Annotated in this window: 19 protein-coding genes; 1 reads left to right on the top strand and 18 read right to left on the bottom strand. The window is 42.3% G+C overall.

Going from position 1 to position 23,785, the window contains the following annotated elements:
- Positions 1–55 precede the first annotated feature (55 nt).
- From AAHT65_RS16015 to AAHT65_RS15970, 10 genes are all read right to left on the bottom strand, one after another.
- Positions 56–802, bottom strand: a complete 747-nt coding sequence (locus AAHT65_RS16015) for a polyketide synthase (RefSeq protein WP_010788669.1) — start codon at positions 800–802, stop codon at positions 56–58.
- Positions 803–849: 47 nt separating this feature from the next.
- Positions 850–1,626, bottom strand: coding sequence for an enoyl-CoA hydratase/isomerase (locus AAHT65_RS16010; RefSeq protein ID WP_094232054.1), 777 nt, complete (start codon positions 1,624–1,626; stop codon positions 850–852).
- A complete protein-coding gene (locus AAHT65_RS16005) occupies positions 1,614–2,876 on the bottom strand; it encodes a hydroxymethylglutaryl-CoA synthase family protein (protein WP_010788667.1) in 1,263 nt (420 codons plus the stop codon). Before AAHT65_RS16005 ends, AAHT65_RS16010 begins: the two co-directional genes overlap by 13 nt.
- Positions 2,876–4,123: a beta-ketoacyl synthase N-terminal-like domain-containing protein gene (locus AAHT65_RS16000; protein ID WP_343310492.1), complete on the bottom strand. Its 1,248-nt coding sequence runs from the start codon at positions 4,121–4,123 to the stop codon at positions 2,876–2,878. The genes AAHT65_RS16005 and AAHT65_RS16000 overlap by 1 nt, the downstream gene beginning before the upstream one ends.
- Entirely contained in the window at positions 4,101–4,349 is a 249-nt protein-coding gene (locus AAHT65_RS15995) for an acyl carrier protein (RefSeq protein WP_088118478.1), read from the bottom strand. Before AAHT65_RS15995 ends, AAHT65_RS16000 begins: the two co-directional genes overlap by 23 nt.
- A 138-nt stretch (positions 4,350–4,487) precedes the next feature.
- Positions 4,488–6,851, bottom strand: coding sequence for an ACP S-malonyltransferase (gene fabD / locus AAHT65_RS15990; protein ID WP_343310491.1), 2,364 nt, complete (start codon positions 6,849–6,851; stop codon positions 4,488–4,490).
- A 6-nt stretch (positions 6,852–6,857) separates the two neighbouring features.
- A complete protein-coding gene (locus tag AAHT65_RS15985) occupies positions 6,858–7,823 on the bottom strand; it encodes an acyltransferase domain-containing protein (protein ID WP_010788663.1) in 966 nt (321 codons plus the stop codon).
- Between the two features lie 535 nt (positions 7,824–8,358).
- A complete protein-coding gene (gene fabD, locus AAHT65_RS15980) occupies positions 8,359–9,225 on the bottom strand; it encodes an ACP S-malonyltransferase (protein WP_151290816.1) in 867 nt (288 codons plus the stop codon).
- A gap of 393 nt (positions 9,226–9,618) precedes the next feature.
- On the bottom strand, positions 9,619–10,296 hold the full coding sequence (locus tag AAHT65_RS15975; protein ID WP_063637702.1) for an MBL fold metallo-hydrolase: 678 nt from the start codon (positions 10,294–10,296) through the stop codon (positions 9,619–9,621).
- Between the two features lie 298 nt (positions 10,297–10,594).
- A complete protein-coding gene (locus tag AAHT65_RS15970; protein WP_003328851.1) occupies positions 10,595–11,185 on the bottom strand; it encodes a TetR/AcrR family transcriptional regulator in 591 nt (196 codons plus the stop codon).
- A 121-nt stretch (positions 11,186–11,306) separates the two neighbouring features.
- Here AAHT65_RS15970 and AAHT65_RS15965 point away from each other — a divergent pair, with 121 nt between their 5' ends.
- Positions 11,307–11,846 (top strand): hypothetical protein, encoded by a 540-nt coding sequence (locus AAHT65_RS15965; protein ID WP_343310490.1) that lies wholly within the window; start codon positions 11,307–11,309, stop codon positions 11,844–11,846.
- 310 nt (positions 11,847–12,156) lie between these two features.
- Here AAHT65_RS15965 and AAHT65_RS15960 read toward each other — a convergent pair whose 3' ends face one another.
- The 8 genes from AAHT65_RS15960 to AAHT65_RS15925 all read right to left on the bottom strand — a co-directional run bounded on the left by AAHT65_RS15960 (position 12,157) and on the right by AAHT65_RS15925 (position 23,780).
- On the bottom strand, positions 12,157–13,605 hold the full coding sequence (locus AAHT65_RS15960) for a hypothetical protein (RefSeq protein ID WP_343310489.1): 1,449 nt from the start codon (positions 13,603–13,605) through the stop codon (positions 12,157–12,159).
- Positions 13,606–14,331: 726 nt separating this feature from the next.
- Positions 14,332–16,209, bottom strand: a complete 1,878-nt coding sequence (mutL, locus tag AAHT65_RS15955; RefSeq protein ID WP_343310488.1) for a DNA mismatch repair endonuclease MutL — start codon at positions 16,207–16,209, stop codon at positions 14,332–14,334.
- Between the two features lie 16 nt (positions 16,210–16,225).
- Positions 16,226–18,808 carry a DNA mismatch repair protein MutS gene (mutS, locus tag AAHT65_RS15950; RefSeq protein ID WP_343311547.1) on the bottom strand — a complete coding sequence of 861 codons (2,583 nt, stop codon included), beginning with the start codon at positions 18,806–18,808 and terminating at the stop codon, positions 16,226–16,228.
- A 132-nt stretch (positions 18,809–18,940) separates the two neighbouring features.
- Complete coding sequence (gene cotE, locus AAHT65_RS15945) at positions 18,941–19,486, bottom strand: outer spore coat protein CotE (RefSeq protein WP_003328856.1); 546 nt, start codon at positions 19,484–19,486, stop codon at positions 18,941–18,943.
- A 257-nt stretch (positions 19,487–19,743) separates the two neighbouring features.
- The gene (locus tag AAHT65_RS15940) at positions 19,744–20,175 is read right to left on the bottom strand and encodes a RicAFT regulatory complex protein RicA family protein (protein WP_003328857.1); all 432 of its coding nucleotides are present in this window, start codon (positions 20,173–20,175) and stop codon (positions 19,744–19,746) included.
- A 1-nt stretch (position 20,176) separates the two neighbouring features.
- Complete coding sequence (gene miaB, locus AAHT65_RS15935; protein ID WP_106271522.1) at positions 20,177–21,706, bottom strand: tRNA (N6-isopentenyl adenosine(37)-C2)-methylthiotransferase MiaB; 1,530 nt, start codon at positions 21,704–21,706, stop codon at positions 20,177–20,179.
- A 75-nt stretch (positions 21,707–21,781) separates the two neighbouring features.
- Positions 21,782–22,429, bottom strand: coding sequence for a type A chloramphenicol O-acetyltransferase (catA, locus tag AAHT65_RS15930; RefSeq protein ID WP_343310486.1), 648 nt, complete (start codon positions 22,427–22,429; stop codon positions 21,782–21,784).
- 175 nt (positions 22,430–22,604) lie between these two features.
- Positions 22,605–23,780 carry a glycine C-acetyltransferase gene (locus tag AAHT65_RS15925; RefSeq protein WP_010788655.1) on the bottom strand — a complete coding sequence of 392 codons (1,176 nt, stop codon included), beginning with the start codon at positions 23,778–23,780 and terminating at the stop codon, positions 22,605–22,607.
- Positions 23,781–23,785: the final 5 nt, after the last annotated feature.

Here is a 23,785-nt window from a genome sequence, read left to right as displayed (position 1 = left end):
CCTCCATTTTACCTGCAATTTTTATATAAAACACGCACCTATCGTTTAATCTCAGTTAATATCCATACAACCCGGTGATTCTCGCTTTTACTTCTTCCTGATGGAATGTTTTCTCATGCATCACGAGCTCCTGTTCAATTACACGGGGAAGCTGTGCACGAAGCGGCGCAACCAAATGATCTTTTAATGTTATCAACGAGTTTCTCGGCTTTTCCGCCAGCTCGCGCGCCAATTCCAATGCATGGTGCAACACTTCTTGGCGAGGAAGAACTTTAAAGGGAACTCCTCTTTTTTCAAGGTCTGCGCCGCGGTAATTACCGGCGTTCATCAATAATTCCTGCGACAAACTGAACCCCAATTTTTGAGGAACGATGAAGGTCGCACCCATTCCCGGAGTAAAACCATATTTCATAAAATTCGTTGTATAGACACTCTCCCTGCTTAGAACAATAAAGTCAGCAAACAGCCCCATGACAAAGCCGCCGCCAATTCCATGGCCCTGCATCGCCGCGATGACAGGAACCTTACAATCAAGTGCGAGAGAATAAAGATTATCATCAGTGAACTTGGTGATTCCCTGCTGGATTCTCAACAGCCCTTCTTGCGTTCCGCCTGATGCAAAATAATTGTCATAGCCGGTTAAAATGACTGCTTTGCAGGTCGATTGACCTATAATATCAAACGCCTTTATCAATCCGTCTGTCAGCTCTTGTGAAAACGCGTTTTTATGAACACGGTCCTGCATCTTCACCTGAATAATATTTGGCTCGATTTCAAGTAACTCTACTACAGAATGCAGCATTGTTTCCTCCTGACTGTTTCTGGTTTTCACATCACGTATCAAGCAGACTATTGGCCCTCCCATGGAAATTGTCCCGTTTCTGCGTACCTTAAAATCCCCATTTGGTTTTGAGGATTTGAAAACATGTCTTGATTCTCCGCCAATGCCAGCGATTTTGAACGATAAACAAGGTCATTCAGTGAGTTCATATAATGTTTATAACGGGTGATTCCCGCTTTATTCAACCGCCGCAGACGCAATAAATGCTTTCTCAGCAAAATTTCGCTTTGCTGGTCACAGTCATCTACCAATCCCCATTCACGGGCCTGGTGAACAAGAATCGGCTTTGTCATCAATGTCATATAATGTGCTTTTTGGCAGCCGACCCGGCGAATCAGAAACGGTAAAACACAAGCGGGAAAGAGCCCAAATAACAGTTCTGACAAGCTGAATGTCGCTGTTTCATCCGCTATGACAATATCACTGGCAGCCACAAACCCGAGACCTCCGGCATTCACTTTTCCTCGAACATGAGAAACTGTGATAAAGGGACCCGTCTGCAGTTTCAGCCACAAATCGTATAGAGGCTCTGGTGAATGTGCATCTTTTCTGCCGCGTTTTATCTCCTGGTAAATCTCTTGAAAATCCGCCCCGAAACAGAATACCTCTGGAAGTCCTTCTAATACGACAACTGTAACCGTCGTTTCACATTGCTCAAGCGCATGTAAACATTCTTCTATTAACCTGTCATTTATCGTGTTATTTGCTTCCGGACGATAAAATGTTATGTAACAAATTGACTCATGAAACCGGACCTTTATCGTTTGATATGTCACGAAATCCACCTGTATTTGCGATGAAATTCAGAAATCTCCTCCAAATACAATCGCGGTGTCCCTTTATTAGAATCTAGCACTCCGGGAATCATCTCAAAATCCAGCTTTACATTACGCGTCCCGAATCGGACCAGTCCGCTTCCCTTAAATAACACCTCATATTCCTCCATAGATAACTGATACCGACTGTTTAAATGCTTTTCGATTTCAAACAGCCGCTGGCGTTCTTGGCCTTGCGGCGTTATAATTCCGCTGAAAAATTCAGAACAGCAGCCGGATCCGTAGGAAAAACAGCCAATTCGTTTTGGCGAATCAAATTGCCCTTGATCAATGGTGCTCGCCAATGCCAGAAGCACGGCAGCCCCCATGATGTTCCCGACCCTTTGACAGTAGTCCAAGCCAGGCTTTACCCGTTGCAGAAAATCTGATTCAATCTCCGCACTCTTTGCTTTTGCCATTTTACGCATCATGGTGCGATGCGCTCCTTTAACCATTCCGCCAAAAGGAGTGTGATAGGCGAGATATTGGAAAGTGTTTTGATAATCGGCACCGGGCACACGGTTTTGATATTCTAAGAATGTTTGTTCACAGCAATCCAAATACGACATTAATGACAAATCGGCATCCCCCGCCTCACTGTCAGGAATGGGACGGCACGTATCCATTACTTCATAGCCATAATATCCGTTTGCCCCTGCATCTGCTTGAAATACGGCGGGGTTCTCTCCTACTAAAACAGCCACCGCTCCCGCTCCTGCACTCGGTTCAGCGTACGACCAATCTTCACTTAATGCGTCTCCGCCTTCAGCGATTAAAAAACGGGAAATATCACTGGCAATGACCAGCGCTTTTGCTCCCGGGGAGGTCTGGGATAAAATAAAATTAACCGCCATCTGAAAACCGGCAGTCCCTGAATAACAGGCTTGTTTAATTTCAAACAAACGGCAATTGCGATTCAGCCCTAAATATTGATGCATATAGGTGCTTAACGATTTGCCAAAGTCGATGCCGGATTCTGAACAGGTGATCAGCAATTCAATCCGATCTTTCTCTGCTTCCGTCAATGAATCAATAATCGGTTTCGCCGCATTCACACCAAAAGTAACAGGGTCCTCATAAGGCAGCGCTACAGCTTTTTCCTTCATTAATAAGTTTTCAAATCTGGCAGTATCTAAATCTCGGTATTTGGCTAATTGCATCACATCTAAGTATGCCGTTCCGCCAAAGACATTCATCGCTTCTATTCCGGCTGAAACCATTATGATTCGCCTCCACATTTCTCATTGTTTTGGATACAAACAGCTGTGTTTATTCCCCCAAAGCCCATGCTTAAGCTCAAAGCATTTCTTATGTCATGTGAAATTGATTTATCTTTTACCCAATGTAAGGATTGATCTATAGGATGATCTAAATTTCGGCTTGGGTGAAGACAGGATTCTTTCATTTGCAGCAAAACAGAAATGATTTCAACAATGCCTGCCGCACTGAGCCCATGCCCAATGATCGATTTGGTTGCATTTATGTAGGCATGAGTGAGCTGACAAGCATGGAGCGCCTTCAGTTCAATCTCATCTCCAATTAAAGACCCCGTGCCATGGGGATTAATATAATCAATTTCTTCCGGTGACAGCTTCGCCTGCTCCAATGCTTCCTGAATGACATGCACCTCTCCTTCTAATGAAGGATTCGGATTCCGGTTTCCGTCTATTTTGATGGACCAGCCTGACAATGCGGCATAGGGTTTTGCACCACGGCGGACAGCCGTATCCTTGCGTTCGATCACCAATGCGCCGCAGGATTCTCCATAAATAAATCCATCTCTGTTTTGATCAAAAGGACGGCACGCCTTTTCCGGCTCATCAGCATAGCGATCCGTTCCCATAGCGCCCAAAGCCCTGAATGCCTGACATTCCATATAAGAAATATCCATTAATGCCCCCAGCGCAATACAAACATCAACCTGACCAGACAGGACTTGTTGAATGGCTTGAATAACCGCTAACTGACCGCTCGCAGAAGCTCCCCCTGCCGTATATGCTAACCCTTCTATCCCGAACTGATCTGTACATAATCCGCAGAGGTCACTATCCATGAAAGACAACCCATAGGTCGGCGGAATAAAACCGACACGGTCTTTATACTTCTCATAAACTTGCAAAATCTCTCTCTGCTGAAAGTTTGATCCTCCTGCTACCAATCCAATACGCGCAGGATCGGCATCATCCAATTTTGCCTCCTCCCAAGCTTCTGAGAGAGTAACCAAGGCCGCCTGGCTAGAAAAGGATGCTTTTCTGAGCAGCTTTTTCGAAAGGCGCTCCGGGTAAGATAATAAAGGTATTTCAGCTCCTATAAATTGGCTGTCTTTTTGTCTGCCGGGGCGCTTCATGACACCAAAGGCATGCCTGGCGGACATTAAAGAAGAGGAAAATGCCTCTTTTCCCTGGCCGATCGATGCGGTTATACCGACACCTGTCACAACCACCTCAGACGGATTGTAGTTTTTCATAAAGCACCTCAGTTAATTCGCCGATGTTTTTCACACCCGACAGCTCTACACGAGGTATTTTTAATGATAATTCTTCCAACACCATGGTTATGATTTCAGCCCGGTCAACTGAATCTGCTCCTAACTCAACTAAACGATCATCAGGCTCAAAACGATGCCCGTCTAACTCAGGAAGAACCTCGCAAATATTCGTTACCAGCACTTCAAAAATTCTCTGTTTATTCATCACGTATTTGTCCTTTCTCCTTGCATGTGATCTACATGCAAATTCTGCTATTTTATTGCGGAACATACATAATCAGACAGTTTGTCAAGAGTATTTTTACAAAAATTCAAACTTTTATTCTTGGAAACATCAGGCCATTTAAAGTGCCGATTGAAAAAGCGATTGAATTTTGGCATTAAGTAATTGTGCCGTCTCCGTCATCAACTTTTCCCCTATTTCACCGGCATGGCGGTTTCGCCAGTTTTCTAGTTCTGTTCCTTTTACCCATTGATTAAAGGCTCCTAATGCCGGGCCGCAGTGAATCTGATAATCTACCTTAGACTCTCTGCTTCCTCTGATAGCAAGGTCAGAGCTGTACCTAAAATACCATCTGAATACCAAAGCCATCTTATGTTTTGGGTTCCGTTCAGCCTTCTCAATCTCTTTCAGCGGCTGGTATGATTTAATATCTTCATAGACTTGATCTATACTGCGTTTAAAATATTTTTCCTCAATTTGAGTTAAGGTCTTTTGGTCAATATCGCTTAATGAGTCATATCGCTGATATAAGTCATGTAATTTGTTGGCTCGTGCCGGAAAAAACACACCTTTCTTCAACACTTGCACTTTGCTGCCCGATTCGAACATATCCCCTGCCGGTGCATATACCGTATCCTGCACATTGATTTGCTGCAATAAATCTTTCACCCTGTCACTTGTTGAAGCCTCCGCCGTACATTGATTAATCGAGCCGGTCAAAATAAAGTCAGCACCCAGCATAAAAGCAGCCATCGCCGCTTCAGGCGTTCCGATCCCCCCTGCCGCTCCAACTCGTATTTTCTTATGATAGCGGTACTTTTCCATCATTTCTTTCCTTAATAATGTCATCGCGGGCATTAAACTGTAAGCAACGCCGCCATCGGTATGGCCGCCGGAGTCTGCTTCCACACAAATGTCGTTTGCCGCAGGGATTTCTTTCAATAGGACAGCTTCCTCAGGCGTAATTTTGTTTTCTGCCAAAAGTTTTTGAAGAATACTCTCCGGTGCAGGACTTAGAAAGGATTCCGCAACCTCAGGCCTTGATAATTTTGCTATGATACGATTCACCGATATCACTTTGCCGTTTGGACCGCGCATCAGTCCTTTTGCACGAAACCTCACTAAAGCGGGAGTGACACTTAAAAATGCAGAAGCTTCCAAATTTCTGACGCCACGCTTTATTAACAGGTCAATTATTTTATCTTCTGTTTCAGGATGTTTCATATTGTGCACCACATTTATGCCGTAAGCTTGTTCTTGCGTTAATTCACTTTGGATAGACACAATGGCTTCCTCAATCTGACTCAGTTTCAAACCGCCTGTACCAAAGAAGCCCATCATTCCCGCTCTTGCCAAATTCACTACCATTTTTTCTGAAGCGATTCCGCGGTACATTCCGCCAGCCAGGTAAGCGTATGTCAGGTTATAATCTTCTTTAAACTCTGCACTTCCGAGGGAAAATGCGGTAATCTTCTCTGTTGTACTTGACGAATGTAAATCAGCCTCACTTTGATTGTTCAATAACCCGTGCTGCCGGTCGGACGGCGAGCGGCCTGGCGCGTTCCCCTTCAATGTATCCGGATGACCTTTATGTTCTGCCGAGCGGACATTTTCGTTCCTATCTGTTATCGGCGCCTCTTCCTTTTGAATACGCTGAATTAAACCGGTTAATACCTTTCCAGGCCCGATTTCTTCGAATTCCGTTTCTCCCCGTCCCATTAAAAAACGAATACTTTCATTCCATTTAACCGTGCTGTTCATTTGCTGGGATAATGTCTCTTTTAACTTTTCCTCTATATAGGGCTGTGCATAGACGTTGGAAATTACAGGGAAAGACAAAGGATTGAAATGGAATGTATCAACAAATTGGTCAAATTCACGCTTGGCTTCATCCATATATCTGGAATGAAAAGCTCCGCTTACGTTTAAGGGGTGAAACAGCTTAACGTCTTTGATTGATTCAAAAACAGAACCCGCTTTTTCGATATCTTGTTTTTGTCCTGAAATAACGATTTGATGAGAAGTATTCATGTTTGCCACATCAATCGTATGTAAATGGTGTTCACGCAAAACTTCTGCTACTTGTTCCTTATGCAGACCGATCACCGCTGCCATTCCGCCTCCGGTAATTCGGCCCATCAGATCTCCTCTTTTTTTAACCAGCTTTAATCCAGTGCCAAAATCAAATGCTCCCGCGGCGAATAACGCATTGTACTCCCCTAAGCTATGCCCGGCCGCAAAATCCGGTTTCTTGCCGGTTTCTTCGACTCTTTGAAGGTAGCTGAACGCATTTACAACGTATAAAGCAGGTTGAGTGAATTGAGTCTGGTTTATATCTAAATAGCCTTTTTCCGTGCAAAGTTTTTTTATTGAATACCCCAATATGTGATCAGCTTGGTCCGTCAAATGCTGATAATGCTCAAAGAGCCCCTGACCCATGCCTTTTTGCTGGGAGCCCTGACCAGGAAAAACATATGTAGTCATCCAGTTTTACTTCCTTTCTAGTTTCAGTAAATTCTCAACCGTCTCCAGATTTTTCAGCTCCTGTTGAAATGGTGTGATGATAGAGCTGCAGCGGCTCCCTGAATCTTCAGAAATCAGCTGTTTTGCAAACGCAGCCAGCGTCCCGGAAGGTCCTAAATCTATGAACCGGCATGTATGCCGACTTTCCAAATAATGAATGGCTTGAGGAAATTGGATAGGTTTTCTTACCGTATCCCAGAAAAAATAGTGATCAATTTCAGTAACTCTGTCTCCTGATAAGCTAGATATGTAGGGTATTGAAGGGCTCTTAAAAGATTTCGATCTTAGAAATTCTTTATATGTTCTTTCTGCCGGATCCATAAGTGAAGAATGAAATCCATATGATACCGGCAGCAGCTGGTGGGTGATATGTTTCTCCTTTAGAAAATTGATGATCATCTTTATCTTTTCATTTTCTCCTGAAACGACAAAGTGTGAATGATAATTAACGGAAGTGAGTTCACTCTGATCAAAAATCTGCGGAAATTCATTATATAATTGCGGATGATCGAGTATAGCCAACATACTCCCTTCACGGCAATGCTCTTCCATTATTATCGCCTGTTCCAGTATGCATTCCATTGCATCTTCTGCATCTAAGACGCCGGAAACAGCAGCAGAAGTGAATTCTCCTAAGCTTGTCCCCAATACATAATCAGGCTGGATTCCTTTTTCGAATAAAACCTGATATAAGGCATACTCAACCATAAAGATAGCGGGATGTGTATAGAGGGTGCGATCAAAAGGATCTGACATCCGTTTAGCCGGATTGTACATTTCACTTAAGATTGACTTGCCGATTCGCCGGGTAACGATTGCATCCATGTTAAGCAAGCAATTTCGAAATGCAGTGTTTTCACTGAACAATTTCTGCCCCATATGATAATACTGTGAGCCTTGTCCAGAAAACATAAAAACAATTGGTTCACTCATTGGCCTAACCTTCTTTTTTATGATGTACGCAGAAGTTCCTGCGTCATACTTGTTTATTTTATTGGCCCAGCTGATTAAAAAATTTGAATATAAAATGAAAGAAGAACTTAAAAATCCCATAATTGTCTTCATCAGGATGTATCCTTATTATTCTTTGCAGCGTATTATGAAGTGATCATGAAGTGTAAAAATGAATGAAATCTCAAAATTGTTGTACATTGTCAATGGCATAAGCAAAGACATCGTTTCGATAGTGTAAGTAGGTCGGTTAAATGAATGGGAGTGTGTTTGGATGGTAACGATGGTTTGCTTTTGAGCAAATATAATAGCCTCATCGAATGTAGTGCAAATGTCCATTAAAGAACGGGCCGTTTTATCAGCCTCATTATGTGTAACATTATATAAGATTGTCCTTTTTTAATAGTGTCAATCGAACCATGAATTCATCATACTTTTGACTCCAAATGTAAAGAAAGGACCTTTTTTTCCTGTTTACGAATAAAAAAATGACTAAATCCCTCAGCTAAAATCCCTATTAACGTGACAAAGGTTCCCCGTCTTTCTTAATGCGGTGGATTAATCCGGTTAATACATGTCCCGGTCCTATTTCCTCAAACTCCATTTGGCCTTTTCCAATTAAATAATGTACACTTTCCGTCCATTTAACTGAATGGTCTATTTGGTCTGCCAATGTAAGTTTGATCTGTTCTTGTTTGTAAGGCCGGGCAAAAACATTGGAAATGACCGGAATGGACAATGAAGAAAAATGAAATGTATCTAGAAACTGTTCAAACTCTTGTTTCGCTTTACTCATGTACCTGGAATGAAACGCACCACTGACGTTTAAAGGGAGAAACCTTGTCACATCTTTGATTGCTTCAAAAACGGGTGCGGCTTTTTCTATATCTTCTTTTTTCCCTGAAATCACAATCTGATAAGGGGCGTTTACATTAGCAATGTCAATCGTATGTAAATGATTTTCTTTTAAAGCTTGTGATACCTGTTCTTCATTCAGTCCCATAATAGCTGCCATGCCGCCGTTGCTCACCATGCTCATCAACTCGCCTCTTTTTCTGACAAGCTTTAAACCGGTCTCAAAATCAAATACTTCCGCTGCAAACAGAGCATTGTATTCTCCTAAACTGTGGCCTGCAACAAAATCGGGTTTTTTATCTGAATGTTGAGTTTTTTTCAGGTAGCTTAATGCGTTCACAACATATAATGCAGGCTGTGTGAATTGGGTCTTGTTCAAATTAGAATAAGGGTTTTCTACGCAAAGCCGTTTAATCGAATATCCTAACATCTCATCTGCCTGTGCCGTCAGTTCTTTAAATTCATCAAACAGCTCACTGCCCATTCCCTGCTGCTGTGAACCCTGTCCAGGAAAAACATATGTGATCATCTTCTAAAGCCACCCTTTCCACTTACCGATGATTTAAATACTGGCTTACGATATTAAAATTTGTATATTACCCGAATAAAAAGAAGCATGTCCAAGTTGATGGTAACCCTGTAAATATTCTCCGTCAAGTTAATTTTTCCTACAGCTTACACAACTTAACCCCTACATTTTCCCAGGACGGTATAATGGCTCATGAAACATAGTGAATGCAGGCGAAATGACCCATTTTGTTTTTACAGCAAAATATCATCACAAAGCGCTTCATCTTATCACGGTGAACGGACCCGCAAACCCTATACGGCTATGTAATCATTTTTTGAATCCAACTATCATTTGACCGAAAGAAGAAAAATAGGCTATTTGTTTCATTTATAATCAGTCATGAAGAGCCGCTTATTTGAAATCAAATATGCCTTTTTGATTTTTTCTGGTACGAAATTTCACAAAGTATTCTTTTTTGTCAATTTGAAAATAGATATTATGCTTAAAAAGTTCTTTTATGATGTGACCCGGTTCTTTACCAAATGAGTGACCCGGGTAAACGTGTACATCAGGTGATACTTCAGATTTGATCCTTTGAATGCTTTCGAACATATCTGAGGCAGAACTGCCATGATCCTCACATATACCGCAGCCTTCTGTAAACACCGTATCCCCGGTAAATATACTTTCCGGAAACAGATAACACATCCCTCCCGCTGTATGGCCTGGCGTAAGCAAGCACCGCCCTTCTGTATTCCCTATGCTGATGGTTTGATTATCATTCAGCGCAATTAAATTTCTGCAATTGAATTGATAGAAGTCTATCTCTTTTTTTGACATATAAACATCGGGATTAAACAGCTTCAATAACGGTTCCACCAAGTTTACGTGGTCATAATGGGAGTGAGTTAACAGGATAGCTGACAAATCTACTTCCAATTCATCCAATTTATTTGTTATTTTACTCAGTTCCCATGAAGGGTCAACAACTATTGCAGATCCGCTGACATGATCTGCAATAATGTAACAATAGTTGGTCCACATGTGATGAGATGTTTTGATTTGGTGTACTTCATAAGTAAGCTTCATTGTCATCATTCCTATCAATATTATGTTTTCGTTTCAGATGGCGATTCTCTCTTATGGACCAGAGCAGATCTCCGTCTGACGCTGGATGCTTTCCATCCCCACTTTACCAAATGAAATGTTGTTTTTCCATTTTTCAATCATTTATTCTCATATCGTATCAGAAGCATTCATAGACATAATTCCAATACAAAGATCAAAAAACAAATAAAAAAAGCTATCCTTTCAGCAGCATGTTCAGAAAGAATAGCTTTTCTTTTCACTTTTATCGACGCCGAACGGGATTTCAAAACCGCCCGTTTCATTCATCAGCACAAATAGAATGCAGATGCTGAATTAATACGCGTTCGATTCGTTTTTTATTAACACGCTCAGGCTCAAGCATCGCATGTAATGCCAACCCATCAATTAAAGCGTACAGCTTTTCTGTTTCGATTTCTTTATCAAGATGGTTCTGCAGCAGATGAAACTGATCTAAATAGTCAATGAGCTTTCGCATGGCGATAAAAATTCCGTCATGCTGGGCGTCATACACCGTTTCCTTATGCCTGAAATAGGCTGTAAAGGCAAACCAGACTTCCATTTCTGCCCTCGTTTCATCATCCGTCGGCACAATTTCAAGCAATATGTTTAATATTTTTTCTTTCGGAGGCAAGTCTTGCAGAGCGATTTCATTTATTCTGGCTGCCGCTTTTTCTTTAACGAGTTTCATCGCATAAACGAGCAGTTCATCTTGTGTTGAAAAATAATGGCGCAATGCACCTAATGAAAGTTCTGCTTCCTCCGCAATATTTCTCACTGTCGCTCCTTCCATACCCCGTTCTAAAATAACTCGCCAAGCCGCCTCTGCAATTTGTTTTCTTCTTTTCTCGTGATCAATTCGTTTTGGCATGATTCCATTTTATCAAAAGAAAAATCACAACGCAATTTTATAATACAGTTGTATTATTTAAATGCGAATGCTAAAATATTTTTACATCATACAGAAGTATTGAAATGAGGGAGAAAACACGTTGAATATTGTAGTATGGATGATTATCGGCTGTGAAATTGCATTTTGGGTTGTCATTGCATTAGGGTTAGTGACACGATATGTGTTCAAGCGAGATAAGCTGGGGTTTCTTCTTTTAGCTTTAACCCCGGTAATAGATCTCATTTTGTTAGTAACGACAAGTGTTGATTTATATCGCGGGGCTGCAGCAACTCAAGCGCATGCCATAGCAGCGGTGTACATCGGCATATCGGTTGCGTTCGGAAAAAGTATGATCCAATGGGCTGATGAACGTTTTCAGTATTACGTGAACAAACAAGGCACAAAACCGGTTAAGCGGTTCGGAATGGATTTTGCAAAACATTATGCCAAAAGCCTCGTAAGACACGCACTCGCTTATCTGATTGGCGCCGGGCTGTTAGTCGGAATGATTTATTTTATAAATGACCCTTCTCGAACTGAGGCATTAAGCGGAATCTTAAAGTTGTGGACAATTGTTTTAGGCATTGATGCCATTATTACAATCAGCTATTTTATTTGGCCGAAAAAAGGAAAAGCCTGAGACCTGTCGTCAGTCCGATTGTTTTTTTGACAAAAGCCTCGGCCGATGTCTTTTAGGTTTCTTAGTTCACAATCAAATAAGATATAAAACACACAAGTTATTTCTTATTTTTCTCAATAATTTTGTTTGAATGTAACAACTTTCTCCTTTCTGCCCTATCTTTAATATTTGAGCTAGGAATGACTTGCTACTAAGTATTATTATATTGCCTTCAACAACGCATAAAAGATTTTACAGATGTTAAGTTTGTATTGAAATATTTTGGTCTTGCACTTGTTCTGAATGTTTAGTGAATCCAGAATCAAAAAAATTAAAACCATGTAAAACGCACTTTCCCATTTGGAACTTCTTGCATATAAGTCGGCTCACCAAATAAAATATAGATGACTTTTTCCATCTTTTCAATATCATGATGCCCGCGTTTTGACATAGCAGGACCTGACCATGGGTGTTCTGAGTGCACCCACTTCCCCTTTTTAAACCAAGGCACTCCTTTAATACGTGATTGTTTGACTTCTCCAGGATGAGCTTTTTCGTGGGCTTGAAACCAATCTCCTATTCGATCATCAATCCAACCATGTAATCTCCAAAATATCGGATTAACGTGCGAGGAATAAAAATCACCCAGAAAATCATAGTCAGGAGTATCCCATACCTTATCTATATCATTATCTTTACGCCCCTCAGGCAACGTTTCTCCTGTAGAAGGATCACGCGGAACTGATGCCCATCGCATATGCATATCATTATGAACAGACCATTCAATAAGGGCCCCCAGTTCACCGAGAGTAAGGGTGCTCAGATATTGTGAATTTTTGAATTCTCTATCCCACCATCTCATGCGTGACCAATAGAATCCATCGGTCTTAATATATTTAATCCGCCTATTAGTTTCCTCATCTAAATTGTTTATCCATGCCTTTGGAACAGCAAATCCATCTGGGTTGCCAGAATGATGAAAAGTTGGATGAGATGAAGCAAACTCCTGCTCAATGATAAAAGAACCTGGGGCAGGAATAGCAGTCCATCCTTTAATGGGGTGAGTCATCATCGAATGAACCTCTCTTATCATTTCACGATGCATAAATAGGAAATCCTCTCCCGAACTATTGTTTAATATAGGATCACCTTTTTCACTTAATGACGGCCGTTCAAATTCCATTCCTCCAGGCTGCCATTCAAGGGCGCGAATTTGTTGTCTTTGGCTTTCAGTTAGAGATAACCATCTGTTACGAACACTGTGCCAAACTGCGTGGTGGAGTCTATGATGGCGTGAAGCAAGCAGATACCTAACGTTGTTCGGAAGCGGTATAACATTTCTGGGTTCAATAAAGTCTTTTTGAACTGCAATAAATGAACCTACAATTCCATCCGAACAGCCATCGTGTGGAACTGAACGAATAACTGATCCAACTATAACTGACCTTTGTCTTTTCCCATCGGGCCATTTAGGTATAAAATAACCAACATACTGATAAACCCATCCTTCAGCTGATGTTTCCTTAACTCCAGTACCTTGAAACCTTAAACTATAAGGATTTCCATCATATTTGAAACCTGACAAAACAAGTCGAGGATCATCTGCTTTAGGAGGAAAGGAACGAAAAGCTAACTGTCCCCGCAATGTTCCAGGTTCACTGACATATTCGAAAATCAACTCCCCTTGCCCGAACTTAAGTTCATTAAAATCATCAACCTCTTGAGTAAGATTTAAAAAGCTTCGATAAATCCAAACACCAGCAGTCAAATCACTAGACAAATTTGTGCCTCCTTTGTATCTATTTAAAAAGCATTATCATTTAATCCAAAAATTACCTATACTGATTTTACCGTCGAGAAAACCATCAACTTTCAATAATATTGATATGTCATAAAGCCTTTATAAATGCGTAAGGTACCGGGCGAATCTTTGGAGAGCATATAGTTCTGGGATTAGATTATGATCATGAGAAGGCACGACATAAATGTCGATTTAGAATTTAGGAAATTATAGAAATAGCAAGGGAGATAAAGCGAAGAAATATCATGCGATAGGCGGAATTGTTGATGAATGTGAGCTTCAGAAAGGCTCTCATTTTAAACAGGCTGCAGCAATTGCTCAATAGTAAATAGTTAATATGTATATGTAAAAAACAGGAAATAACTTACTTAAAACCACTTTAACTTAAAAATACAATATGAAAAAGGAATTAAAAACGGGCGACTACATTCTATTATCCCTCCGGACTAACATGTAAAGAACCATGAATAAATGCCTGCTTGATGCGAGGACAGATTTACCAAAAACCCGCCTTTAGTAACATACCAACTAAAGATCTGCTTGGATGAATAAAACTCCATAGAGAATGGTTGAAAGAGAATGAAGACACTCTTCAAAAATCTCAATTTAAAAAACAAAATGCCCACCGCAAATCTGGTGGGCATTTTTTATGCGTGTTGTAAATTTAGTGGCCAAATGGGCTTGCCGCTCCCCCTCAGACCCCGGCTACATCACCCGCTTAAACATCTTCTCCATCTCATATGTGCTATGGTGAATGATAATCGGGCGGCCGTGCGGGCATGTAAATGGGTCTGAGGTGCCGCGCAGCTCGTCCAGCAGAGCTTTGATTTCATCATTGCGCAGGTGGCGGTTTGCTTTGATAGAGCCTTTACAGCTCATCATGATGGCCGCTTCTTCCCGCAGTTTTTTGATGTCGATGTTTTTGGAGTCAAGCACCTGCTGGATGATTTCTTCTATCAGCAAGGCTTCCTCTCCCTTGGGAAACCAGGCCGGATGACAGCGTACGATATAGCTGTTTGAGCCAAATGGTTCTAAAAAGACGCCTACGTTTTCGAGCTCATATTGATGCTGTTCAATGATGAGTGCTTCGTTTGTTGAGTAGTGAAAGGTCAGCGGGACGATCATATCTTGGACTTCCGGCTCGACCTCGCCCACTTTTTCACGAAAATATTCATACTTAATGCGCTCTTGCGCCGCATGCTGATCAATGATGTACAAGCCGTTTTCGTTTTGCGCTAAAATATACGTTCCGTGCATTTGTCCGATCGGATACATGATCGGCACCCGCTCTGACTGCGAATGTTCCTGAACAAGTTCTGGTTCGGATTCGGCGGCTTCAGGCTGGTGCTCTACAAAAGCAGTGTGATCGCCCTGGTCTGTTTCTATAAGGGGATCAGGCACCAGAATGTCCGTGCGTATTTCCTCTTCCGTTTCTGCAGGTTCCTTTACAACTGAACTCAACTTCATAGGTGAGTATGACGGCTCAGACGTTTTTTCCGGCTTCTGCTCGGCAGGTCTTGTGTCAAAATTCATGAATTGCTGCTCGTTTTTAATAACCGGTGCTGATTTTTTGGGCAGCTGCGCGCTAGGAATCAGCTGCTGCTGTTTAAATACGTCTTTGATTCCATCACGAATCAGTTCATGCAGCTCCGTCTCCTTGCTCAGCCGCACCTCAAGCTTGGATGGATGTACGTTCACATCCACCAAAATCGGATCCATCGTGATCTCGATAAACGTAATCGGATGGCGTCCGATCGGCAGGAGAGTGTGATAACCTTCATGCACCGCTTTAACAAGCGGAAAATTTTTAATGTAACGACCGTTTACGACAGAAGACATGTAGTTCCTTGATGCCCGGGTAATTTCCGGAAGAGCAATATACCCCTTCACGTCAAAATCCAGTGAACTGACATGGAGAGGAACCATTTTTTTAGCTGTCGCCATACCGTAAATAGCGGCCAAAACATGACGGACATCACCGTTGCCATTCGTTTGCAGCAGGTTTTTCCCTTGGTGCCGGAGCCGGATGGAGACCTCCGGATGTGCCAAAGCGATTCGGTTGACCACATCTGTTATGTTGCCAAGCTCGGTATGGACGGTTTTCATATACTTCAGGCGGGCGGGTGTGTTAAAAAACAGATTCGTAACCGTGATTTCCGTTCCTTTTCGACCTGAGGACCGGGTTTCGGATATGATGTTTCCCCCTTGGAGCATAAGTTGGGTTCCCGCTCCTTCTCCGGTGCTCGTTTTTATCTCAAGGTGTGAGACTGACGCGATACTTGGCAAAGCTTCTCCGCGAAAGCCAAGCGTTCTCACGCGGAACAGGTCATTTTCATCTTTGATTTTACTAGTTGCGTGGCGGCGGAAGGCCCGCTTGCAATCTTCATTTTCCATTCCTTCTCCGTTATCGAGGACCCGAATGGAAGCAAGGCCCGCTTCCTCTATATCTATTTCAATGACCGTGCTGTTAGCGTCGATCGCGTTTTCTACAAGCTCCTTCACGACTGAAGCAGGCCGTTCGACTACTTCACCGGCCGCTATTTTATTTGAGAGCTCATCTGAAAGCTGGATGACTTTTGCCAAGTTACATCACCTCTTTCTATTGTAATTTCTTTTGCAGCTTGTACATTTCGTTCATCGCTTCAAGCGGTGTCATATCAAGCAAATTTATAGATTTAAAGGTATCCAGTACCTGTTTTTCTTTTTTGGACAGCTTTGTTTTTTCAGCCGGCTTTTCTCCTTCGTCAAAAAAGGACAGCTGTGCAGGTTTTTCCTTCACGGCAGACTTTGGCTCCTGTGCCGGAAGCTCTGGTTTGGTTCCCGTATTTTCGAGTTCCTTCAGTATATCTTGAGCTCGCGCGATTAAATCATCAGGAAGTTCAGCTAGCTGCGCTACATGAATGCCGTAGCTTTTGTCAGCGGCGCCCTCTTTAATTTGATGGAGAAACACAACCGTTCCATTATATTCCTCTGCACGGACATGGACGTTTTTCAGCTGAGACAGCTTCTCTTCAAGGACGGTCAGCTCATGGTAATGTGTACTGAAGAGCGTTTTTGCGCCGATATGGTCATGAACATACTCAATAATCGCTTGAGCAAGGGCCATTCCGTCATAAGTTGACGTGCCCCGGCCGATTTCATCAAACAGGATCAAGCTATTTTTAGTAGCATTAACAATGGCGTTTTTCGCTTCGAGCATTTCCACCATAAATGTGCTTTGTCCGGAGATTAAATCATCCGCTGCGCCAATACGGGTGAAAATCTGGTCAAAAATCGGAAGGACCGCTTTTTTCGCAGGTACAAAGCAGCCGATTTGCGCCAAAATAGAGATAAGCGCTATTTGTCTCATGTAGGTGCTTTTCCCGGACATGTTTGGCCCTGTAATCAGAAGCATTTGGCTGCTTTCGCCCATCTCGCAGTTATTAGGAACGTATTCCTGGCTGTCCATTACTTTTTCAACGACCGGATGCCTTCCGTCAATGACTTCCACATGATCCTCAGAAAAAACCGGTTTTATGTAATGGCGGTTTTCACTGATTGTGGCAAAGCATTGCAGGGCATCAAGCTCACTCATCTGTTTGGCAAGCTTTTGTAAACGCGGAATGTACATCTTTATTTTTTCACGAAGTTCAGCAAACAGTTCGTACTCAAGCTCGCATATATTGTTTTCCGCTTCTAAAATGAGTGCTTCTTTTTCTTTTAACTCCGGCGTAATATAGCGCTCGGCGTTTGTCAATGTCTGCTTCCGTTCGTAGCGCCCGTCCTCCAGCAAATGCAAATTCGCTTTTGTCACTTCTATATAATAGCCGAATACTTTATTGAAACCGACCTTCAGAGAACGAATCCCCGTGTATTCACGTTCTTGCCGTTCCAGCCGGGCGATCCAATCTTTCCCGTTTTTGCTGGCATCCCGGTATTCATCAAGCTTTTGGTTATAGCCGTCCTTCATCAGGTTGCCTTCTTTTAACGATAAAGGCGGTTTTTCATGCAGCGCTTCTTCAAGCAGCTGTAAGACATCTTCGCACGGATCAATCCGCTCAGCCCGCTCTTTCGCCATTTTATGGTTGAGTGAAGCAACGAGATCTTTGATGGCCGGTACTTGTTTTAATGATTCCTTCAGCTGAATTAGGTCCCGAGCGTTCACATTGCCAAATGCGACACGGCCGGCAAGGCGCTCCAAATCGTACACTTCCTTTAATCTTTCGCGCAGATCTTCCCGCTCGAATAAATGGGCAATAAGTGTTTCCACCATTTCTTGGCGCTCTTCGATCTGGCCGGCTCTGATCAGAGGACGGTCGATCCACTGCTTTAACAGCCTTCCGCCCATTGCTGTTTTTGTCTCATCTAACAGCCAAAGCAGCGAGCCTTTCTTGTTTTTCGAACGAATGGTTTCCGTCAGTTCCAGATTGCGTTTAGAATACAAATCAATTTTCATTGCTTCTTCAAGCTCATATACCTGGACAGACTGAAGATGATCAAGGCTCCGTTTTTGGGTTCTCTTGAGATACGTATACAAACGCATAAACGTTTTCATCAATTCTTGGCTTTTCAGCTGCTCTGCAATTTCAATGCGCTCATCTGTTTCTCCGTCTTCGATTGAAATCGTCGCGCCGCATCGTTCTTTCAGCTGGACAACCGTCTGCTCCTCCAAGCTGCTGCTGACGACTACTTCTCTTGCTCCGACTGAATAAATCTCCGAGATCACATCTTCAATCCGTTTGATGAATACGGTTAAATTTTCCCCTGTCGTTAAATCAGACAGCGCAAGGCCGTAGCCGTGTGGAAATGCTGTAACAGAGGCGATAAAGTTATTTTCAGTTTCATGAATGCCTTTGCCGTCCATTACGGTTCCCGGCGTAATCAGCTGGACAACCTCTCGTTTTACGACTCCCTTTGCTGCTTTTGGATCTTCCGTTTGTTCACAAATCGCTACTTTATATCCTTTTTTGATCAGCTGTTCGATGTAAGCAGCAGCTGAATGATAAGGTACGCCGCACATTGGTATCTTATCGGCTGCTCCTCCGTCCCTGCTTGTTAATGTAATTTCAAGCTCTTGTGAAGCTTTTTTTGCGTCATCAAAAAACATTTCATAAAAATCGCCAAGGCGAAAAAATAAAAAGGCATCCTTGTGCTCTGCCTTAATTTTTAAATATTGCTGTATCATAGGCGTGTAACTTGCCATCATTTATCCCTCACTATGTATCAACGTTTCTATTTTGTCCAAACTTCATTATAACATAAACAAAAAGCCAAAAAGAATGATATCCTCATATAAAAAAAGAGACTTGGGGTGTTGCCTCCCCTAGTCTCTTTTTTATTCTTCCGGATCTCCGACTAAAAACTCCGGATTAATATCCTCTAACTCTTCATCAAGCTCATCTTCCCAATCTTCCTCGTCATCCTCTTCCCAATCCGGGTTCACTTCAACAACTACTTTCGTCTCCCCGACGACCTCTGCCAAAAATTCTCTCTCGGCCTGAACCACGATTTTATTTCCATTTGGCGAAATGGTCACCTCAAGACAATTAGGCTGCTGAAGGACTTTTGCGATTACTTCATGCTCATCATCTAAGTAGTTATTATCTCTGTATCTCAGCTTAATGACATCAACATATTTAACCCGTTCTGTCACAACCTCTGTTTTCGTATTGTCCGCGTAAGAGTACCAGACATTTATATCATAATACCCTTCAATTTCTACTGTTTTTCCGATCTTTTCAGCATCATACTTGTGGTTAATGATCCAACCGCCCAATATGCTGGTCGGTTTTTGCGAAGGAGAGATGGTATTGGTGCATTGGGTAAATTTTCTGCCTTTCGCTACAACTGCCTTCGTAATAATTTCCCTGTATTCAGACATTCCGGCATGCCTCCTTGTTCTTCTTCGTGTTATGTTATGCTGGGCATTCGTCTAGTGTGCATTTTTATAAATAAAATATAAAAATACAAAGTTTCTGTTTCATTGTATGCAGGACCGCCTAGAAACTTTACTTTTATGTTTTATAAAGTTTATACGGACAGGGAGAAAGAACATATGATGAATATTTAGTTCGCAGTTTCTTTAGTTCACTTTAAAGCTGGACAAAAAAACACGGAGCCTTTAAAAAGGCATCCGTGTCAGAGTGAACAGCTGTTATTTGAATGTTTCACCTTTGAACCGGTTTCTCCTGTCAGCAGGTCGCCGCCGGTTGATGAAATGATTTCATTTGTGACTTGATTGGATATGGTGTGTGCAACGAGCTGCAAAAGATCGTTGACCTCAATCTGGGAGTCCCTGAACTCCTGAATGACAGGAATTGCCTCAAGCTCTTCCTGCAAGGCGTCAATTTTAGCTTCTGTCTGCTTTAACGCTTCATGCTTCTCATAATGCTTCAAGTTGACGGCTTGCTTTTGCAGGGCTTTGATCTGATTGATAATCCCAGATACTTTAGCATTTTCATTGATTTGCGCTTCTGCCCGTTTGAAAAGATCCACTTCTTCTGTCTCTGAGATCATTTTCGCAAGGTCACGGGCTTGCTGCACAATATCTTTTTTTGTGTAAAGCGTCATCTTATTTCACCTCGATTGCTTCTCCTACCATTTCTCCGTCAAGCGACCATGTTTTCGCTTGATGGATTTTCACGTGCACCAGCTTGCCGATGGCTTCTTTAGGGCCTTTGAAATTCACAAGCTTGCTTTTCCGTGTATATCCGGCAAGAATTTCAGGGTTGTTTTTGCTTTCTCCCTCGACTAATACTTCGACGACTTCACCCTCATATTCCTTCATTTTTTTTGCAGAAATTTCTTTCACGAGATCGTTCAGCCGCTGAAGACGTTCTTTTTTCACCCTCATCGGGACATTATCCTTCATTTTCGCTGCCGGTGTACCCTCACGCGGAGAATAAATGAACGTATAGGCGCTGTCAAATTCAACTTCCCTGTATAATGAAAGGGTTTCTTCAAACTGTTCGTCCGTCTCGTTCGGGAAACCGACGATAATGTCTGTTGTTAGTGAAGCATTTGGCATCGCCGCTTTAATTTTGCCGACGAGCTCCATGTAGCGCGCTCTGTCATATTTGCGCGCCATCAGCTTCAATACTTCCGAACTTCCTGATTGAACAGGCAAATGAATATGGTCAAGCAGGTTGCCGCCTTTACCGAGCACTTCAACAAGATGGTCGTCGAAATCACGAGGATGGCTTGTTGTAAAACGGATTCTTGGAATATCAATTTTGCGCAGTTCATCCATTAAATCTCCGAGGCCGTACGTGAGGTCGTCGAAATCTTTTCCGTACGCATTTACGTTTTGCCCTAGAAGAGTAATTTCTTTATACCCTTCGCTCGCAAGCCTTCTGACTTCCTGAATGATTTCCTCGGGGCGCCGGCTTCTTTCTTTGCCGCGTGTGTAAGGCACAATGCAGTACGTACAGAATTTATCGCAGCCGTACATAATATTGACCCATCCTTTAATTTTCCCGCGGCGCACTTTCGGAAGGTTTTCAATGACATCGCCTTCCTTCGACCAAACTTCAATTACCATTTCTTTTGACAGATAAGCTTCTGACAGCAGTTCAGGCAAACGGTGAATATTGTGCGTTCCGAAGATCATATCGACGAAGGGATGCTTTTTCAAAATACGATTGACCACTGATTCCTCTTGTGACATACAGCCGCAAACGCCTAAAATCAGGTCCGGATTTTCTTTTTTAAGCGTTTTTAAATGCCCAAGCTCGCCAAAAACCTTGTTTTCGGCATTTTCGCGGATCGCGCATGTATTCAACAGGATGACATTGGCATCGTCAACAGAGTTTGTCGCTTCATATCCTAAAGCCATAAAAATTCCGGCCATTACTTCAGTGTCATGTTCGTTCATTTGACAGCCGTATGTGCGAATATAAAATTTTCTGCCCTCACCCATACCTTTAAACTGTTCTGAGATTTTAAAATCATGATGATAGCTGACGCTTTCTTTCCCGCGTTTTTTCGCATCTTTTAAAGAAGGCGGAATATACACAGCTTCAAAGTACTTGCTGTAATCCTTCTCGGATTTTTTGTCCGGTGGATTGACTTGTCCGCTCTCTTGTTTTTGTTTTTCATTCATTAAATGATTTCTCCTTTCAACCCAAACTTCCACCCTACAGTATAGACTATATTCGTCCGAAAGAAAAACAAATACTCATAACCACTCTTCGAAAGAATCGGCTAGTTTCTGTAACTCATTTATAAACATGCTTACATGATAACCGTCACATACAGCGTGGTGAACTTGCAATGAAATAGGTAAACATACCGCTTCCCCATCTGAAAAGTACTTCCCAAGCGTAATAATAGGACGCAGATATTCTCCATTATAAAGATTGAGTTGAAAACCGGTAAAACTGACCCAAGGAAGAGCAGAAATTGAAAACGTATGGGCAGGTACGTTTTCTTTTACCCATAGTCCCTTTTTATCACCATATCGGTCAATATCTTGTAGATAGTTCTTATAAAAAAGTGAAAAATCGCTCGAGTATTCTGTCCACATTGCAGAAAAGGTTTTATCCTCTTTATGAAAGATGGTATACGCTGGCGCCATCTGTTCCCAATACCCTAATTGCCCTTTATCGTTAAAAGCCGTTCGAAACTCAATATGTGAATTAACAACTCTAGAAATCATGTAAATAAAAGCAGGGTAAAGTTTCATATTCTTTTTTCTCAGCCCATTCAGCAATGCGGTCACATTCAGGTTTGCCGTAACGCTATAAGAACATTTACCTTCTTTTATATAATGTTCGAAATAAGGTTTTCTATTCCAGCGATCTATATCAATTTGATGAAAATTCATATTATATAACCTCCTAAAATATTTAACTTTTTATTTTAGGAGGTTAATTTCACTGATTTCACCACAATCCTCACCCCGTGTGCCCCTTTATTTCATTTACTTCAGTGTAACGTTAACTATTTCCTTATTCAACTATGCTGAAGGGTCCATCAATGAAAAAGAGGGATTTCTCCCTCTATAGCAAATGAAGCTCTTTTGCTGCAGATTGTATGACGGCGAGCGCTTGATCGAGTTCCTTCTTTGTATGCTCCGCAGTAATCATCGTACGAATTCTCGCCTTCCCTTTAGCAACCGTCGGGAAAACAATACTTTGGGCAAATATTCCCTCGGAAAGCAACCGTTCGGAGAATTGCTGGGCTAAGGCTTCTTCACCAACTATAATAGGAAGAATCGGAGTTTCACTTTTTGTAAGGGTAAGTCCCATCTTTACGAGCATAGACTTAAAGTAATTCGTATTATCCCAAAGTTGCTCCATATGTTCAGGTTCTTCCAAAAGCACGTTAATCGCTTCTATACAGGCTGCGGTTACGGCAGGCGGGTGCGAGGTGCTGAATAAAAACGGACGGCCCTTATGCCGCAAGTAATCAATTAAAACATGTGAACCGGCAACGTATCCGCCCAACACCCCAATTGCCTTGCTTAACGTGCCGACCTGAATATGCACTCTGCCGTCCAGTCCAAAGTGATTAACGGTTCCTCTTCCGTTTTCTCCAAGCACTCCGGATGCATGCGCGTCATCCACCATGACAAAAGCGTCATAAGCCTCAGCCAGCTTAACAATCTCCGGCAAAGGCGCAATATTGCCATCCATTGAAAACACCCCGTCAGTGACAATGAGGCGCATCCTGTAATTCATTGATTTTTTCAGCACTCTCTCTAAATCATCCATATCAACATGGCGATATACCTTTTTATCCGCTTTTGTCAGCCTGATTCCGTCAATAATAGAGGCGTGGTTCAGTTCATCGGAAATGACAATATCCTCTTTTGTGAGAATGCTTGAAAGAACCCCTTGGTTTGTTGTGAAACCGGACTGAAATACTAGAGCGGCCTCTGTTTTTTTAAAGGCGGCTAATGTTTTCTCAAGCTCGTGATGCATCGTAAATGTACCGGCGATCGTCCGAACTGACCCAGTACCGGCTCCGAACTGTTCAGCGGCAGCCTGGGCGGCTTTGATCAATCTTGGATGTGACGTCAATCCGAGGTAATTATTTGACGAAAGCTGAATCACTTGTTTGCCGTTTACAGTGACGTAAGCCCCCTGCTTGGATTCAACCTGTTTTATTTCCTGCCACGTATGGTTTTCTTTCATATCTTCAAGCTCACTTTTCAAAAATTCAAACTCCTTCATGTTTA

Origin of the sequence: Bacillus atrophaeus (assembly GCF_039519175.1) — a bacterium.
GTDB lineage: Bacteria > Bacillota > Bacilli > Bacillales > Bacillaceae > Bacillus > Bacillus atrophaeus.
This window is presented reverse-complemented; position numbering and strand designations above follow the sequence as displayed.